Raw genomic sequence first — 12,304 nt, 5'->3', positions numbered from 1 at the left:
CGCCCGCCCCCGCTCCGGGGTGAACTCGGCGTCGCTGAACACCGGCGGCCGCCGGGTGACCCAGGTCGTGGTGGTGACCTCGGAGATCTCGGTCAGCTGCTCCACGGCCGAGATCCCGCCGCCGACCACGACCACGTGCTGACCGCGGAACTCCTCGGCGTCGCGGTAGTCGGCGGTGTGCAGCTGGCGGCCGGCGAACAGCTCCTGTCCGGGGTAGCGCGGCCAGAACGGGTTCTCCCACGTACCGGTCGCGTTGATCACCGCGCGGGCCGCCCACGTCCCGGCCGTGGTCTCGACGTGCAGATGTGCTCCGGCCGAGCGGACCGCAAGCACCTTGACCGGGCGCAGGACCGGGAGCTTGAACGTCCGCTCGTAGCGGGCGAAGTACTCCGAGACGACCTCCGACGCGGGCCGCGAGTCGTCGCCGGTCTCGAACGCGAGTCCCGGCAGGTCGTGGATCCCGTGCGCGGCGCCGATCCGCAGCGACGGCCAGCGGTGCTGCCACGCACCGCCCGCGCGGTCGGCGTCGTCGAGCACGACGAAGCCGGCACCGCTGCGCCGGAGGTGGTACGCGCTGCTCAACCCGGCCTGGCCGGCTCCGATGACCACCACGTCAACCTCGCGCATACCCACCCCAACATCGACCGATCCGGTTGATTTCCCGGTTCCGGTGTGAGCTGCCGCACCGGCGAACGGGTGCGATGCAGACCACTGCCGGGGGCCCTTCAACAGGGACGAAACAAAGCCCTACGATTGTTCACGAAAGTGGGTGTTCGCCCCAAACCTCTTCGGAACAAGCCGCCTGACGGCGGCTGTCGGCACGCGCTGTTTCCGGAGACGGGGAGGTATGCAGAAGGGAGGCAGTGAAGTGGTCATGACGTGGGTGGCTCTGGTGAGCGAGGCGGTCGTGCTGCTGGCAGCGGCCGGTGCGGCGGTCAGGTGGGTTCGGCGGTCCGCGGTGAGCGCCCCTGACCAGGCAGGAGAGCTGGTCGAGCGGCCGGCCTGACGCGCGCGTGCAACGGGCTTGCTCCCGTCGGGAACAAGCCCGGAGCAAATTCGACGCATCGCCGGGGGAGCCCGTTCTGTTACGCGGTTTCCGCGTTTCTTTCCGAGATTTGCCTCTCCCGGCATTCGCATTCCGAAATAACGAAGCCCCGAGTCCGGTGAGCGATACCGGAAACGGGGCTTCTCGCGTGCCCGCCTCGCGTGGAGGTCGTGCCGCATGCTGTATCGGGATCGGTGTGCCGTTCGTTACATCCGCTGGACAGCCGGCGGTCGCCGGGTCCGTGCCGGTCGAGGACCCGGCCGGATAGGGTGAGCCCGGATCGCACCAACCACCGGGAAGGTTTCCGTGACTCCACCTCAGCAGCACGACGGCACCGGGCGCCCCGGATCGGTCCTGGCGTTCGCGCAGCGGGCGCTGCGCAAGCCCGGCCTGGTGGGCGCGGTGGCGCCGAGCTCGCCGGCCCTGGCCCGCGAGATGGCCGCCGTCGTGCCGACCACCGGATCGCCGGTGGTGGTGGAACTCGGACCGGGCACCGGTGCGCTCAGCGGCGCGATCGCCCGGCGCCTGCCCACCGGCGGGCGGCACGTGGCGATCGAGCTCGACGGCGGGATGGTGGAGTACCTGCGCTCGGCGGTGCCCTGGCTGGAGGTCATCCAGGGCGACGCGGCCAACCTCGGCGAGCTGCTCGCCGACGCCGGGATCGAGTCGGTCGACGCCGTGGTCAGCGGCCTGCCGTGGTCGATCTTCCCGGGCAGGCTGCAGAAGGACATCCTGGAACAGGTCGGCCGGGTTCTCGCACCGGGCGGCGCCTTCACCACCTTCGCCTACGTGCACGCGCTGGGGATGACCGGCGCGCGGCTGTTCCGCAGGCGGCTCGACATCGCCTTCGACGAGGTCGTCACCAGCCGCACGGTGTGGCGCAACCTGCCGCCCGCCCGCAGCTACGTCTGCCGCCGCCCCACCACGCGCTGACCGCTCGCGCCCGCCCGGCTCGCGTAGAGTTCGACTGGATCGCGCGGAGATCAGTTGCGGCAGGTGGCGGGATGAGTGGCACAGTATGAGTGGCACAGTGGTGATCGCCGGTGGCGGTCAGGCGGGTCTGCAGACGGCGGCTTCGTTGCGCCAGAACGGGTTTTCCGGACGGATCGTGCTCGCCGGGGACGAGCCGGGGCTGCCGTACCAGCGGCCCCCGCTGTCGAAGGTGTACCTGACGGGCCAGGCGGGCACTGACGGAATCCGGTTGCGCGGCGAGGACTTCTTCACCGACAACGCCGTGGAGCTGTTGCGCGGCGAGCGGATCGTGGCCATCGACCGCGAACGCCGCACCGTCGAAACCGCCTCGGGCACCGGCATCGAATACGACGACCTCGTGCTCGCGCTGGGATCGCGGAACCGCGAGCTTCCGGTCCCGGGCGCCGATCTGGACTCGGTCGCCGGGCTGCGGACGGTGGCCGACGCCGATCTGCTCCGCGAGGCGCTGGGCTCGGTGCGCCGGGTCGTGGTCGTCGGCGGTGGGTTCATCGGGCTGGAGTTCGCCGCCGCGGCAACGGATGCCGGGCTGTCGGTGACCGTCGTGGAGGCGCTGCCCCGGGTGATGTCCCGCGTCGTCACCGAGCGGACGTCGGAGTTCTTCACCGGCGTCCACCGCTCGCTCGGAGTCCGGGTGGTGCTGGGCGCCGGCGTGCGCCGCATCGTGGGCGAGAACGGTGCGGCGACCGGCGTGGAACTGGACGACGGTTCGGTGGTCCCCGCGGACCTGGTGGTGGTCGGCATCGGTGTGCGCCCCAACGTGGAACTCGCCGAAGAAGCCGGTCTCGCGGTCGACGACGGCATCGTCGTCGACGGGTCGCTGCGCACCAGCGATCCGAACATCTTCGCGATCGGCGACTGCGCGCGGTTCCCCAGCCCGCACGCCGGGCGGCCGGTGCGGCTGGAGTCGGTGCAGAACGCGGTGGACCAGGCGCGGCACGTCGCGGCCGGGCTGACCGGTGACGCCGGTGCGTACGACGCCGTGCCGTGGTTCTGGACCGACCAGGGGAAGGTGAAGCTCCAGATCGCCGGGCTGACCGACGGCCACGACCGCACCGTGGTCCGGGGAGACCAGAGCGAGGGCAAGTTCAGCGTGTTCTGCTATCGCGGGGACGAGCTGCTGGGCGCCGAGTCGATCGGCCGGGCGACCGAGCACATGGCGGTGCGGCGGATTCTCACCGCGGGCGCGCCGCTGTCGCCGGAGCAGGCCGCCGACGTCGACTTCGACCTGAAGGGCTACAGCAAGCAGGTGGTGTGAACCGCGGGCAGGAGGGCAACGTCGTGACGATCAACCGGGCCTACGCCGGGCACCGCTTCACCGCCGCCGAGCCGTACGAGGTCACGCGGGGCAAGATCCGCGAGTTCGCCGAGGCCATCGGCGACCCGAACCCCGCCTACCGCAGCGTGCGGGCCGCGCGGGCGCTCGGTCATCCCGACCTCGTCGCGCCACCGACGTTCCCCATCGTGATCACCGGCATCGGCGAGGCGGGCAGCCCGATCTTCGACCCGGACTTCGGCCTGGACTACCGCCGGGTCCTGCACGGCGAGCAGAAGTTCCGGTACCGCAGGCCCGTGCACGCCGGTGATCTGCTGACCGCCTCCGGGCTGGTCGCCGAGATCAGGGACGCGGGGCCGCACGAGCTGGTCCGGCTTGAGACGGAGTTGTCGGACGCGCGCGGCGAGCTGGTGTGCACGGCGGTCAACGTGCTGATCTCGCGCGGCACCGGGGCGGGGGAGGAGCGGTGAGCGTGCGCTACGACGACGTCGAGCCGGGAACGAGCATCGGCAGCGTGGACATTCCGGTGCGGCGGCTGAACCTGGTCAAGTACTGCGGCGCCTCCGGCGACTTCAACGTGCTGCACTGGAACGAGCGCCTCGCCAGGGACGCCGGGCTGCCCGACGTCATCGCGCACGGCATGTTCACCATGGCGCAGGCCGGACGCCTGGTCACCGACTGGATCGGCGACCCGGGCGCGGTCGCCGAGTACGAGGTGCGGTTCTCCAGCCCCGTGGTCGTGCCCGACACCGACGAGGGCGTGACGCTGTCGGTCGCGGGCGAGGTCGTGGAGAAGCTGGCGGACCGCCGGGTCGCGGTCGAGGTGACGGCGTCGGTGGACGGCGAGGACGTGCTCAGCACGGTCCGGGCCGTGGTCCGGCTCGACTGAGATCACAGGCCGGCCTGAGCGGAACGGCCGCGACGGCGCGCGGGGTCTCCTAGGCTCTCGCGCATGTCCGCGCTCACTCCGCAGTCCATCCTCGAAGGACGCAGCTCCAACCGCGCACCCGTCCCGCTGATCATCGGGCTGGTGGTGTCCGGGATCTGCCTGCTGCTCGCGCTGGGGTTCTACGTCGTCCTCGGCGGGACGGCGGTCGTGCTGGCGGGAACGGTGCTGGCGCTGCCGACCGCGGTCCTGCTCGTCGGGCTGATCCTGCTGGTCGACCGGCTGGAACCGGAGCCGCGGCTGCACCTGCTGCTCGCGCTGGGCTGGGGAGGCGGTGTGGCGATCATCGGCGCGCTCATCGTGAACTCGGTCAGCGGTGAACTGCTGGTGTCGGTGCTGGGCAGCGGGCCCGCGGAGTTCGCCACGGCAGCGGTCATCGCACCCGTGGTGGAGGAGAGCTTCAAGGGCGCGCTGCTGCTGTTCCTGCTGTGGTGGCGGCGCACCGAGATCGACGGCCCGACCGACGGCATCGTCTACGCGAGCCTGTGCGGGCTGGGTTTCGCGCTGGTGGAGAACATCCTCTACTACATGCGTGGTATCGAGGGCCCCGCGGGCCAGTTCTGGCTCATGATCGTCGTGCGCGGTGTGGTCGCTCCGCTCGGGCATCCGCTCTACACCTCGCTGACCGGGCTCGGCGTCGCCTACGCCGCGACGCACCGGGGACCGGGCCGGTTCTTCGCCGTCGTCGGCGGTTGGCTCGGCGCGGTGCTGCTGCACGCGCTGTGGAACGGCTCGACGGTGTTCGGGCTCGGCGGCCTGATCATCGCCTACGCGGTCGAAGCGGTGGTGCTGGTCGTGATGATCGTGATCCTGGTGCGCGACCGCAGGCGGCTGGTCGGGCTGATCCGCCGGTACCTGCCCGCCTACGTCCCGAGCGGCCTGGTGCAGCCTGCCGACGTGCAGATGCTCGGCACGATGCCCGGACGGCGGCACGCGCGGCACTGGGCGCGGGTCAACGCGGGCGGTGTCGGGGCGCGGGCGATGGGCGACTACCAGCTCGCCGCGACCGAGCTCGCGCTGCTGCACGCCCGCGCGCAGACCGCGACCATCGACCCGCGCGCCTTCCACGCCCGGCGGGACGCGATCCTCGGCCTGATGCGCGCGGCCCGGGACGCCTTCTTCCGCCGCCTCCCGCAGGCGCCGCCGCCACCGTGGGCGCGTCAGCAGCAGTCCGGGTTCTTCGCGCCGCCCGGCCAGATCCAGGTCGCCAGGCTCCCGCAGGTTCCGCACCGGCGGTGAGCTGTCCAGGGCTGAGCTACATCGTGCGGATCCTCGGCCAGAGCGCGGACCAGGGGAGCTTCGGGTCCTGGTAGAGGGTGACCGTGTCGCCCTGGGCGAGGTTGAGCAGACCGAGATCGCTGTGCACGGTGGCCAGCTTCCGGCCCGGTCCGAAGTACGGGGCGAGCGGCTGCTCGTTGCCGACGTAGAGCATCGCGGTCGCCCGGTCCGGCGGTGCGCCGAAGAACCAGTACCCGCGGTGCGGGCTGTAGGCGCGGGGGAGTCCCAGCTCCCGCCCGTGGATGTCGAGCGCGCCGGTGGTGTAATAGCTCTCGCCGACGATCGCGGTGCGTTCCCGGAGTTCGGCGGGCAACGAGCGGTAGGCGTCGGCGACCGTGCGCGCCAGCTCCGGCCAGCCGGTCTCGTAGAGCCGGGTGAAGCTGGGGAACTCCGGGTGCTTCGCGAGCACGGGCAGCGGGTAGATCGGCAGCAGCGCGACCGGGAGGACCGCCGAGAGCATGTAGGCGGGCCAGGACAGCCACTGCCAGCGCGGTCCCGTCGACTCGCGGCGGCGTTGCAGACCGGCCGCGGCGGCGGCGAAAAGCAGGCCGTAAAGCCCGGCGAGGTAGTTCGCGCGTCCGCCGGCGGCGATGAAGAAAAGCGTTACCCCGGCGACCGCCCAGCCCAGGAACCGGAAGCGGGGTTCGCGGAACAGCCGCCAGAAGCCGTATCCGCACAGCACGGTCCCGACCGCGATTCCCGCGTACAGCGCGACGTTGGGCAGGAACAGCAGCCTGCTCGTCTCGGCGTCGACGACGGTGCCCATGTCGCGGGCGGGCCAGCCGTGCGCGGCCTGCCAGAGCAGCGTCGGGACCGCGGTGACGAGCGCGATCGCCGCGCCCGTCCACAACAGCGGCCGGGCCAGCACCGCGCGCGGACCGGCGATCAGCACTCCGGCGATCAGCGCCACGCACAGCACCACGATCTGGAACTTGGTCTGCAACGCGACAGCGGCGACCAGACCGACGAACAACAGCAACCGATCGCGGCGGATTCCGGCGGCGTGCAGCCGGACCCACCGCGCCAGCAACCAGATGATCGTGGTCCACTGCAACGGTTCCATGGTCGCGGCGGCGAGCCAGTGCCCGCTGAGCAGCAGCCAGGGCGAGAGCGGATACGCGGCAGCGGCCAGGATCTGCGCCCTGCGGTCACCGCCGAACTCGCGGGCGATCAGCGCGGTGACGACGACGCCGAGCGAGGTCACCAGCGCGGCGGGGAACCGGAAAACGGGAAGCCAACCGGGAAAAACCGCGTCCAGCCCGCGCGCCAGCAGCGGGACCAGCGGTTGCTGGTCCATGTAACCCCAGTCCAGGTAGTACTTGCCCGCCGCGAGGAAGTACAGCTCGTCGGAGACGTAGCCGTACCGCGCGCTGAGGGCAAGCAACACCACGCCCGTGATCGCGGCGATGGTGAGCACTGGCCCGCGCGCGAACGCGGGAACGCCCGGTTCGGCGGACCGGCCGAGCACCGTAGGACCCCCGTGCACGTGTGCCAAATCTTCCCCCAGACCATGAGCTCCGCGACCCCGGACCGGGAATTTTACGTGGTCAGAAGTGGATTTGTGCGAACCAGAGCATTTCCCGAAGCACGAAGCCCTACTGTGTGGCGGGCTTGCCGGAAGAGATCGAAGGAGAGCTGTTGGATCCGAATCCGTGGGACGACGCACTGGGCCAAGGACTTATGACCACTGTCGTCGCACTCGTCATCGTCGGAGTCGGCTGGTGGAATTCCGGTCGTGGGCGCAAAGTCCTGCACAAGTGGGGAGTGCCCGCACCGGGAGACGAGCAGACGCGCGCGGTGATGGGCTACCTGCGGAGGCGTTGGATCTGGTACCCGTGGTTCGTCGGGGCGTCCGCGGTCCTCGGCGTCGCGCTCGCCGAGCACGGTTTCCGGCCCGGGGCCTACGCCTTCCTCGGCTTCATGGTGGGCGGCGTGCTGGGCGACGTGGTGTGCGCGCTCGGCGCTCGGCGTGATTCGCAGAAGCGGCACGGGCTTTTCGAGCTGGTACCGCCGTGGGCGGTCCTGCTCTACGGCGGCCTCGTGGTCATGACGATCGCGTTCGCGGTGGTCGACCTGATGGCGGGACCGCACCTGCCCGCGGCGGTCGCCAACGTCATGTCTCCCCCGCCCGCCGAGCTGATGGCGGGTCCGCCCGCGTGGAGCCCGTTCGCGGCGACAGCGGTGGGCGCGCTTGTGGTCGGCACCGGTCTTGTGCTCTGCATGCGCCGATCGATCGCCGCTGACGACGCCGTGGACACCGCCCTGCGCCGCCGCAGCGCGCGAGTGGTGCTGGGAATGGCGTTCCCGCTGCAGCTGCTCATCGCCGCGATGTCGGTGTGGCGGACCAAGACGGTCGGGGACCACGAAGAGCACGCGATGGTCCCGAGCTGGCCCGGCACCTTCGCCGACGTGGTCCAGCCGGTGCTGTTCGCCGGGTTCCTGGTGGTGCTGTTCGCCTGGATCCGGGTGGCCGGTCCGGCCGCGGGCAGGAGGTGAGTCAGCCGAACTTGGCGCGCAGGCTGGTCTTGAGCACCTTGCCGCTGGGATTGCGCGGCAGTTCCGGGACGATCGCGGTGCGGCGCGGGCACTTGTACCCGGCCAGCCGCTCCCGGCACCACGCCTCGACCTCCTCTGCGGTGGGCGGGGCGCCGGGGTCGCGGGGGACGACGACCGCGAGCGGGACCTCGCCCCACTTCGCGTCGGGCACGCCGATCAGCGCCACCTCCGCGATCCCGGGGTGGCCGTCGAGCACGTCCTCCACCTCGGCGCAGTAGATGTTCTCGCCGCCGGAGATGATCATGTCCTTCTTCCGGTCGACGACGTAGAAGTAGCCATCGGCGTCCTGGCGCACCAGGTCGCCGGAGTGGAACCAGCCGCCCCGGAACGCCTCGGCGGTCTCGGCCGGTTTGCCCCAGTACTCCTTCATGACCATCGGGCCGCGGTAGACGATCTCGCCGACCTCGCCCCGGGGCACGTCGTTCATGTCGTCGTCGACGACCCGGACCTCGACGTTGAGCATCGGCGTGCCCACCGAGCCGATCTTGCGGGTGGCGTCCTCGCCGCGCAGCACGGTGGTCACCGGGCTGCACTCGGTCTGCCCGAACATGGTCGTGACCTGGGCCTGCGGGAACAGCTCGATCATGCGGCGCAGCAGCGCGGTCGGCGCGGGCGAGGCGCCCCAGGAGATGCGGCGCAGCGCGGACAGGTCGTGGCGGGCGAGGTCGGGCAGGGCGCAGATCGCCTGCCACTGGGCGGGGACGAAGAAGCAGTTCGACACCCTGTGCCGGGCCAGCAGGCCGACCGTCTCAGCCGGGTCGAACCGTCCGGAGCGGGTGAGCACCGAGGTCCCGCCGACCAGCAGGTTCAGCGCCAGCGCCGCCGCTCCGGCGATGTGGAACAGCGGAGCGCCGGACATCCCCACCCGGTCGTCGGCGGGAACACCGAGGTGCGTGATCGTCGAGAAGGCGTGCATCAGCACGTTCTGGTGCGTGAGGACGGCGCCCTTCGGCTTGCCGGTCGTGCCGGATGTGTACATCACGAACGCCGGAGCGTCGAGGTCTGCTGTGGACTCTTCCGGTGCGGGAACGGCGGCCCGCAGGGCCTGTTCGTAGTCGTCGCCGACGACGAGGACGGTCCGCAGCGACGGAGTGCGGGCCGCGGCGACGACATCGGCGAACGCCGGCTCGGTCACCAGCGCCGCCGCGCCGCTGTCGGCGAGCACGTAGGAGACCTCGGGTGCGGTGAGGCGGAAGTTCACCGGTACGCAGATCGCGCCGAGACGGGCCGAGGCCAGGTACGACTCCACCGTTTCGAGGTTGTTCAGGCTCAGCACGGCGATCCGGTCGCCAGGCCCGATCCCGCGCTCCCGCAAGGCTCCCGCGAGCCGGGAAACCCGCTCGTCGAGCTCGCGGTAGGTGCGGGAGGTGCCGTCGAAGACCAGGGCGGTCGTGTCCGGGGTCCGGCGAGCGTGCCGGGCGAGCTGGTCGCCCAGCGCCATGCCTCGGCCGGTCGGTCCGCTTTCGTACATCGGCACCTCGATGCGGGGCGGGAACGTGACCGGGTAATGGTGCTGTGCCGGAGGTTCGCGGTCAAGCACGCCGCATCAGGGTCCACTGTGGATGGATGTCAGGTCGGCGGTGCGGGTTCGCCGCCGAAGGACCGCTCCAAGTGCGCGATGTCGTTGAACCCGCGCAGGATCCAGTCGTCCCCGCTGATCACGAGCTGCGAGATCGAGCCGTTGTCGGCGCCGAGGAAGGCGAACGGGCGGGATCCGGTGGCCAGCGCCAGCGCCTGCCCGATGACGCCGCCGTGGGTGAACACGGCCACCCGCTCCTGCGGGTGCGCGGCGGCGAGCCGCCGGATCGCCCCGCCGACGCGGGCCGCGAACTCCGCGCCCGGCTCGGCGCCGGGGATGACGTCCCACCGCTGCTCGGCGTGCATCCGCGCGACGGTCGGATGCCGTTCGGCGACGCGCGCCCGGAACAGCCCGCCCTCCCAGTCGCCGAGGTGCACCTCGCGCAGGTCCGCCTCGACCCGCGGCGTCAGGCCCAGCCGCGACACCAGCGGGGCGGCGGTCTGGGCGGTGCGGCGCAGGGTGGTGACGTAGAGGGCGTCGAGGCGCACGTCCCGCAGCCGGTCGGCGACCCGCTCGGCGTGCTCGCGGCCCTCCGGCGCGAGGTCCGGGTCGCTCTGCCCGTCGATCAGCTCGAACGGCCGGTCGGGGTCGGCGCGGGCGGATTCGCCGTGGCGGATCAGCAGCAGCTCGGTGGCGTCCGCGGGGACGCGGAACCGGGCCTGGCGGTACTCGGTCATCTCGGATGGTTTCCGTTCCTCGGAGAGCGGTCGCCGGTCAGGCGACCCGGGCTGTGTCCAGAAGTCGTTCGGCGGCGGACCTGGCGGCGGCCATCGCGTCCTCGACGCTGTCCATCGCGGTGGTCACCAGCGCGCCCTCCAGCAGCAGGAAGAGCTGCGAGCCGAGGAGGCCGTCCGGATCGGAACCGGCGACCAGCTCGGCGAGGTGATCGCGGAGCCACTGCTTGTCGGCGCGGGCGATGGCGACGCCGGGGTGGTCGGCGTCGGCGAGTTCGGCGTAGGCGTTGATGAACGCGCAGCCGCGCGGGTTCTCCCGCTCGGTCCAGCGGGCGAGCACGTCGAACACCGCCAGGACGCGTTCGGCGGGCGTGCCGGTCATGCCGCGCGCCTGGGTCTCGAAGTGCTCCCGCCAGCGCTGTTCGCGGCGTTCGAGGTAGGCCACGACCAGCTCGTCCTTCGAGCGGAAGTGCTTGTACAGGCTCATCTTCGCCACCCCGGCGCGCGCGATGACCGCGTCGATGCCGACCGCGCGGATGCCGTCCCGGTAGAACAGCTCGCCCGCGGCGTCGAGCAGGCGTTCCCGCGCCGAGGTCCTCGTCGTGCTCACGGGCCGAGCCTACCATTGACAGTAGGTAGACAGGTCTGTCTACTATCTGCCGCATGCGCACTCTGTGGAAATCGCTGATCGGGCTGGTCCGGGACTTCGTCGCCGGGATCCACGCCGGGCACGGGATCCGGCACGGTGTCGGGAGCCGCCGGTGAGCCCGGCGTGGCGGGTCGGGATCGCCGGGGTCTCGGCGATCGGCGTCGGGTTCGGCTTCGCCCGGTACGGCTACGGCCTGTTCCTGCCCGAGATCGCGCGGGAGTTCGGGCTCCCGGTCTCGACCGCGGGCTGGATCGCCAGCGCGGGCTACGCCGGTTACCTGCTCGCGCTGGTGGCCGCCGGTGCGCTGGCCGACCGGGTGGGACCCCGGCCGCTGGTGGTGGCCGGGGGCCTCGCGGCGGCGGTCGGCATGGCGCTGGTCGCCGTGGCCGACGGGAGCGCGACGCTCGTCGCCGGGCTGGTCCTGGCCGGGACGAGCTCGGGCTGGGTCTGGGCGCCCTACTCGGACGCCGTCGACCGGCTGATCCCCGAGAACCGGCGCAGCCGCGTGCTCGCGTTGCTGCCCACCGGCACCGCCTTCGGGGTCGTAGTGGCCGGTGCGCTGGCGATGGCTGTGCAGTGGCGGGTGGCTTGGGGCCTCTTCTCGCTGATGGCGTTGGCCGTCACCGCCTACAACCTCGCCGTGATCCCCGGTGGGGCCGGCCGCCGGTCGGCCGGATTTGGCGCAGCGGCGGGCTTTTCGGCACTCCGCCTCTACGCGACGGCGTTGTCCTACGGGCTGGTGGGTGCGGTGTACTGGTCGTTCGCGGTCGCCGCGGTCTCGGCCACCGGCGCGGCACCGGTTTTCTGGATCCTGACGGGACTTTCCGGTGTCGCCGGGCTGGCGACGGGCGTGTTGATCCACCGCTGGGGGCTGCCGGGCGCGCACCGGGTGATCTTCCTGGCGCTGGCGTGCGCGGCCGGGCTGCTCGCTCTGGCGCCGGGTGAGCTGACGGCCGTGATCGCGTCGGCCCTGCTCTACGGCGCGAGCTTCATGGCGGGCTCGGGCCTGCTGGCGGTCTGGAGCCACCGGCTGTTCCCCGAGCGCCCGACCGCGGCGCTGAGCGTGGCGCTGGTCTTCCTGGCCATCGGCACGATCGCCGGACCGGCGGTGATGGGCGTGCTCGCCGCCGGTAGCGGCCTCGGGACCGCGCTGTGGGTCACCGCCGCGATCGCCGCGCTCACGCTGCTGGCCGGCCCGGTCCGCGACGACTCCCGAACCGCCACGACCCTGACCGGTGGCGAGTTCTCGCGCGGCGGGCACCGCGACCACCTGCCGCACTAACGTCGGAAGCCGAGTCCCGAAGCCGAAGG

13 protein-coding genes are annotated in these 12,304 nt (G+C 71.8%); 8 read left to right on the top strand and 5 right to left on the bottom strand.

Going from position 1 to position 12,304, the window contains the following annotated elements:
* On the bottom strand, positions 1-627 hold a 627-nt coding region (locus ABD691_RS16035; RefSeq protein WP_344680484.1), incomplete at its 3' end, for an FAD-dependent oxidoreductase.
* A gap of 247 nt (positions 628-874) precedes the next feature.
* Here ABD691_RS16035 and ABD691_RS16030 point away from each other — a divergent pair.
* The 6 genes from ABD691_RS16030 to ABD691_RS16005 all read left to right on the top strand — a co-directional run bounded on the left by ABD691_RS16030 (position 875) and on the right by ABD691_RS16005 (position 5,496).
* Complete coding sequence (locus tag ABD691_RS16030; RefSeq protein ID WP_344680483.1) at positions 875-1,006, top strand: hypothetical protein; 132 nt, start codon at positions 875-877, stop codon at positions 1,004-1,006.
* 414 nt (positions 1,007-1,420) lie between these two features.
* Complete coding sequence (locus ABD691_RS16025; RefSeq protein ID WP_344681302.1) at positions 1,421-1,978, top strand: class I SAM-dependent methyltransferase; 558 nt, start codon at positions 1,421-1,423, stop codon at positions 1,976-1,978.
* Between the two features lie 85 nt (positions 1,979-2,063).
* Positions 2,064-3,293: an NAD(P)/FAD-dependent oxidoreductase gene (locus ABD691_RS16020; protein WP_344680482.1), complete on the top strand. Its 1,230-nt coding sequence runs from the start codon at positions 2,064-2,066 to the stop codon at positions 3,291-3,293.
* Positions 3,290-3,781, top strand: a complete 492-nt coding sequence (locus tag ABD691_RS16015) for a MaoC family dehydratase N-terminal domain-containing protein (RefSeq protein ID WP_344680481.1) — start codon at positions 3,290-3,292, stop codon at positions 3,779-3,781. Before ABD691_RS16020 ends, ABD691_RS16015 begins: the two co-directional genes overlap by 4 nt.
* A complete protein-coding gene (locus ABD691_RS16010; protein ID WP_344680480.1) occupies positions 3,778-4,200 on the top strand; it encodes a MaoC/PaaZ C-terminal domain-containing protein in 423 nt (140 codons plus the stop codon). Before ABD691_RS16015 ends, ABD691_RS16010 begins: the two co-directional genes overlap by 4 nt.
* Positions 4,201-4,263: 63 nt before the next feature.
* Positions 4,264-5,496 (top strand): PrsW family intramembrane metalloprotease, encoded by a 1,233-nt coding sequence (locus ABD691_RS16005; RefSeq protein ID WP_344680479.1) that lies wholly within the window; start codon positions 4,264-4,266, stop codon positions 5,494-5,496.
* A 16-nt stretch (positions 5,497-5,512) separates the two neighbouring features.
* Here the strand turns inward: ABD691_RS16005 and ABD691_RS16000 are convergent, their stop codons facing one another.
* Positions 5,513-7,021 carry an ArnT family glycosyltransferase gene (locus ABD691_RS16000; protein WP_344680478.1) on the bottom strand — a complete coding sequence of 503 codons (1,509 nt, stop codon included), beginning with the start codon at positions 7,019-7,021 and terminating at the stop codon, positions 5,513-5,515.
* A 152-nt stretch (positions 7,022-7,173) separates the two neighbouring features.
* On the opposite strand from ABD691_RS16000, the gene ABD691_RS15995 reads away from it, so the two are divergent.
* Entirely contained in the window at positions 7,174-8,031 is an 858-nt protein-coding gene (locus tag ABD691_RS15995; RefSeq protein ID WP_344680477.1) for a hypothetical protein, read from the top strand.
* 1 nt (position 8,032) lies between these two features.
* On the opposite strand, the gene ABD691_RS15990 is transcribed toward ABD691_RS15995, so the two are convergent.
* The 3 genes from ABD691_RS15990 to ABD691_RS15980 all read right to left on the bottom strand — a co-directional run bounded on the left by ABD691_RS15990 (position 8,033) and on the right by ABD691_RS15980 (position 10,954).
* Positions 8,033-9,562, bottom strand: coding sequence for a long-chain-fatty-acid--CoA ligase (locus tag ABD691_RS15990; RefSeq protein WP_344680476.1), 1,530 nt, complete (start codon positions 9,560-9,562; stop codon positions 8,033-8,035).
* A gap of 98 nt (positions 9,563-9,660) precedes the next feature.
* Positions 9,661-10,347 carry a histidine phosphatase family protein gene (locus tag ABD691_RS15985; RefSeq protein ID WP_344680475.1) on the bottom strand — a complete coding sequence of 229 codons (687 nt, stop codon included), beginning with the start codon at positions 10,345-10,347 and terminating at the stop codon, positions 9,661-9,663.
* Between the two features lie 37 nt (positions 10,348-10,384).
* Positions 10,385-10,954 carry a TetR/AcrR family transcriptional regulator gene (locus tag ABD691_RS15980; RefSeq protein WP_344680474.1) on the bottom strand — a complete coding sequence of 190 codons (570 nt, stop codon included), beginning with the start codon at positions 10,952-10,954 and terminating at the stop codon, positions 10,385-10,387.
* 151 nt (positions 10,955-11,105) lie between these two features.
* Here ABD691_RS15980 and ABD691_RS15975 point away from each other — a divergent pair, with 151 nt between their 5' ends.
* Complete coding sequence (locus tag ABD691_RS15975) at positions 11,106-12,275, top strand: YbfB/YjiJ family MFS transporter (protein WP_344680473.1); 1,170 nt, start codon at positions 11,106-11,108, stop codon at positions 12,273-12,275.
* The last annotated feature ends 29 nt before the right edge of the window (positions 12,276-12,304 follow it).

This window comes from Saccharopolyspora taberi, assembly GCF_039534165.1.
Taxonomy (GTDB): Bacteria; Actinomycetota; Actinomycetes; order Mycobacteriales; family Pseudonocardiaceae; genus Saccharopolyspora_D; species Saccharopolyspora_D taberi.
The sequence above is the reverse complement of the archived record's forward strand: the minus strand, read 5'-3'. Positions and strand labels throughout refer to the sequence as shown.